This is a genomic window from Chamaesiphon polymorphus CCALA 037 (assembly GCF_003003845.1).
GTDB lineage: Bacteria > Cyanobacteriota > Cyanobacteriia > Cyanobacteriales > Chamaesiphonaceae > Chamaesiphon > Chamaesiphon polymorphus.
This window is the reverse complement of the sequence record NZ_PVWO01000516.1, coordinates 1-3,973: the sequence shown is the minus strand read 5'-3', so window position 1 is coordinate 3,973 and position 3,973 is coordinate 1. Positions and strand designations below refer to the sequence as shown.

The following is a 3,973-nucleotide window of genomic DNA, read 5'->3' as shown; positions in this document are numbered from 1 at the left end:
GCTTGAATGTACTGAAACTTATAGGCTCTATCGATTTATTTTAGACTTTTGTAGGAGAACTATTTAATTCGATCTCAAAAATAGTAAAAGTCGATCTGAGGACTAACTAAAATGGCAAATATTCAACTAACAGATTTAGCAGGGAACATCGCTGGCTTCGATTTATTTAATGACTCAGATAGCTTCATGCAAGATTTATCTGAAGATGAACTCGATCTTCAGGGTGGAAAAGCTCCCGTACCTACTGCTCGCCTATCTATTTTCTGCCGTCCTCGCCCCATTCCAACACCCCCTATTGTCAAGATCGAGTAGTAATTGACATTCATTTCTCGATGTAAGGATGATTTATGAGCCATCTTTGCATTGAGGGATGAGAAGGAATAGCATTTGCGAAATAGAACTCGAACGAGATCGATGACACAAAACAAGTTGATTAGGAATAAAGCAACATGGCGAATATTAAGTTAAAAGACTTAGCAGTACATAGTATTGCTGAAATAGATCTATTTGGTAATTCAGATAGTTGTATTCGAGACTTGTCTGAATGCGAACTAGCTTTAGAAGGAGGCAAACGTCGATCGATCGCACCCATTCTTCCGCCTCCGATCGTAAGTAATTGGCCAACACCAGCCAATCCATCATTTGATGGTTTCTTCCCAATCGTTGCTAATTTTTATATTTAATAAGTTAGTCTGAGTTTAAACTCAGACTAACGATAGGAAGATAGTCTCAGACTATGTGGCACCAATTTCGATGCCACCTTTAGTATCTATTCGATCGACTGAGTTATATCTACTTATTTGGAAATACTACCAACACCAATCAATTAGGAATCAAAGAATATGGCTGATATTCAAGTAAAGGACTTGACTAGTATTGCTGGGGCAGATCTATTTAGCGATTCAGAGAATTTTATGAGAGATTTATCTGATGATGAGCTGGAGCTACACGGAGGATGGACTCCAGTTATTATTACAATTGGGCGCACGATTGCTGCATCAACATATTCAACAGTCGCTTATCTCTAAAATTTAAATAGGACGAGAGGGTGCTCGAACTGCCAGCACCCTCTCATCTTTTCATAATTCAATGTTATTTTATGAGTCTGTGCTAGTCATCGAGCTAGCTATTTTTTCTCTCAAAAATTCTGTAAATAGTTGAGATTGGATTTCTTCATAAATGTCTGACTCCAGTTTAGCATCGATTTTTTCTTCCAGCCAAATTAGGTGAAATCCTTGAGCGGTGGCAATCGGTTTAATTACCTGTGGATAAGTTGTAACAGAAAAGATCGATCGCAAGCCCGCATTCAGGTCTTTACGTTTGATTTGACCCAGATAACCGCCTTTGCGCTTGAGTTCTGGATCGGTAATGTATTTAATCGCAACATCTTGGAAGCTAATTTCTCCCTCCCGGATAGCATAATATAGCTCGGTGGCAAGTTCTTTATTCGCCAAGATAACTTCAGAAATGACCACTCGATCGAAATCTAATTGATGTTGGTAGAAGTACTGTTCTACTTTATCTATCAATACTATCTGCCTGAGCTTATTACTCAACAATTCTAGATGAATAATCGCTTCAAATTCATCGAGAGAGAGTTGATTGATCTCTAGCCACTTTTCGGTAATTCTGGCACTGATTAGCCTGTTTTTAGCGCGAAATAGATCGGCAGCTTCTTGGAGTTCGGGGATTTCTACTTTAATTCCGAGTTTTTCTGCTTCTGCTATGACAATTCGTCGTGTTAGAATCTGTTCGATAATTTCGGGAATTTTACGAGATATTTTGAGTTGTTCGAGGATATCTTTGGTAGTGATATTAGTATCGATCGACATTTTAAAGTACTCCTGTCTAAAATATTCTGAGTGTTTGTATTAATGTCCAATCATTTAGGTAGGGGTAATGTCTTGTCTCGCTTTTTACGTCGGGAAACCCGACGAGCGCGAGCCGCTTCATGAATTACCCTTACCTAGATAGATGTAATTATTTTTCTAAATGCCGCCCTGTTGTAACTTCTTGAACGGATCGAGAATCAGATCGATCGTTTGTCGTTGCCTGACAATTACTTCCGCCGTAGCTGTTTGTCCTAAATTCAGCGGAATGCGTTTGCCCTGAGATTGGATATAATCGCGATCGAGTATCACATCCACCTCAAATGCCTCAATCTTGCCAGTTCCCGCATCTACTAGCTTGGAATCGGGCGACACCATTTGCACCTTGCCTTCGACGACGCCATAGTCTTGAAACGGATAAGCATCGAATTTCACCTTTACAGGCATCCCCGTTTTTAAAAACCCCGTATTCTGACTGGGCATCTGGACTTTAAGAATCGTAGCTGCACCCTGTGGGGCAATCTGGGCGACGAGTTGCCCGGTTTGGACGAAAGATTTAGGTTGCTTGAATGGAAGCTGAAGGACGGTACCCGCGACGGGAGCGCGGACGATTTTTTGGGCTAGTTGCCGCTCTGATTCGGCAATTTGCTGTTTGGTTTGGGAGATTTCATTATTGAGAGTAGCGATTTGGGACTGGAGATCTTTGAGTTGTTCTTCACTTTTCAAGATTGCTAGCTTACCACCTTGAATGAGACTGTCACGATTGGCTTGCTGTTCTTTTAATTGCGATTCGGCTTGTTTAATCGCCACTTTTTGCTGTGCGGCAATTTGTTGATATTCTCGATCTTGCTCTTGTAGTTTAGATTCTGATTGACGAATATCGGCTTGGAGTTGATAAATTACTTTGGTGTAATTAATCTCTTGCTCTTTAATACCCGTCTCGGCTAATTGGACTTCAGCGGTAGATTGAGCTGTCATAAGTTCCATTTCTTTGGCAATGCCTTGAATTTCGACTAGCTTTACTTCGGGAATACCGCCTTGCTCCCGCAACCCTTGATAACGTTTGAGTTCTTTGAGGCTCCATTGATATTTGCTATCATTAATAATTAGGGCTGTTTTGGCAGCGGCTAGTCTTTGGCGGGCTTGACGAAGTTGAGTGGCTTTTTCAGTTTGTTGAATTAGCAGGTTTGCCTTACTATCTGTCAGGATTTTATTAGCTCGATCGAGTTGAATTAGTTTGAGATTTTCTGATAATGGCGCGCTAGATTTTTTGGCGGCTAAATTTTGCTGGGCTTGCTCGAATTGAGCGAGTTTTTCGACAGCTTGGGCTTTGTTTTGCTGCTGCTGGGTGGCAATCGCGATCGAGACTTGATTCTTGGCAATTCCTAATTGCGAGAGCCGATTCATCTGTCCTTCTAATTTAGTTTTCGATTGTTGAATTTCCGCCCTCACCGCATCAGATTCTAGTTCCAGTAAAATCTGCCCCTTTTTCACCGATTGTCCTTCTTGCACCCGCACGGCAATTACCGAGCCGGATGTTGCAGATTCCAGCCGATTAGCTGCACCTTTAGTCTCAATCCGCCCTCTCCCCGCACCAGTTTCATCGAATTTCGACAACATCGCCCAAGGGAGGACGGTACAAGTAAATCCCAGAATTAAATACAGCAAGCCCCGCGTCCAAATCTGCGGCAAAGCCTCGATCGCATCCTTAACGGTATCCGACCAATCCTCATCAGTTACAACTATCTCTGCGGGTCGATTTGGCACAACCTCGATGGCTTGCGACTGCACTAATTCGTTTGCATAGCGTACCCGTTGGGGAATCGTGCGACCATTTAATATTTCAGACATCGTTTTTTCCCTTACATATAATTCCTAAAAAGCTGCTTGAAAAATCCCCTCCCAGGAGGGGTGCCCATAGGGCGGGGTAGATATCCACGAGATCCATTATTTGTCGCTCGATAAATTGGTGCCCGAAAGGCAGTGTATTTAAGAACCCCTCTTTGGGATCTTTAGTGGGGAGGGCGGGTTCGTTCGATCCCGATCGTGCTAGTCAAGAATTTTTAGCATAAACCCGCCCCTACAGATCCATAAAAATCTACATCATAATTTTTTTAGCTCGACCGTAGGGGCGGGTTTATGCT

Annotated in this window: 5 protein-coding genes; 3 read left to right on the top strand and 2 right to left on the bottom strand. The window is 42.4% G+C overall.

Annotated features, from left to right (window positions below; genetic code table 11):
- The first annotated feature begins 111 nt into the window (after positions 1 to 111).
- From C7B77_RS25540 to C7B77_RS25530, 3 genes are all read left to right on the top strand, one after another.
- Positions 112 to 312: a hypothetical protein gene (locus tag C7B77_RS25540; RefSeq protein ID WP_106311595.1), complete on the top strand. Its 201-nt coding sequence runs from the start codon at positions 112 to 114 to the stop codon at positions 310 to 312.
- A 137-nt stretch (positions 313 to 449) separates the two neighbouring features.
- The gene (locus C7B77_RS25535; RefSeq protein WP_106311592.1) at positions 450 to 683 is read left to right on the top strand and encodes a hypothetical protein; all 234 of its coding nucleotides are present in this window, start codon (positions 450 to 452) and stop codon (positions 681 to 683) included.
- A 159-nt stretch (positions 684 to 842) separates the two neighbouring features.
- Positions 843 to 1,028 (top strand): hypothetical protein, encoded by a 186-nt coding sequence (locus C7B77_RS25530; protein ID WP_106311589.1) that lies wholly within the window; start codon positions 843 to 845, stop codon positions 1,026 to 1,028.
- Between the two features lie 69 nt (positions 1,029 to 1,097).
- Here the strand turns inward: C7B77_RS25530 and C7B77_RS25525 are convergent, their stop codons facing one another.
- Complete coding sequence (locus C7B77_RS25525) at positions 1,098 to 1,832, bottom strand: peptidylprolyl isomerase (RefSeq protein ID WP_106311586.1); 735 nt, start codon at positions 1,830 to 1,832, stop codon at positions 1,098 to 1,100.
- Between the two features lie 156 nt (positions 1,833 to 1,988).
- Entirely contained in the window at positions 1,989 to 3,680 is a 1,692-nt protein-coding gene (locus C7B77_RS25520) for a beta-barrel domain-containing protein (protein ID WP_106311583.1), read from the bottom strand.
- Positions 3,681 to 3,973 lie beyond the last annotated feature (293 nt).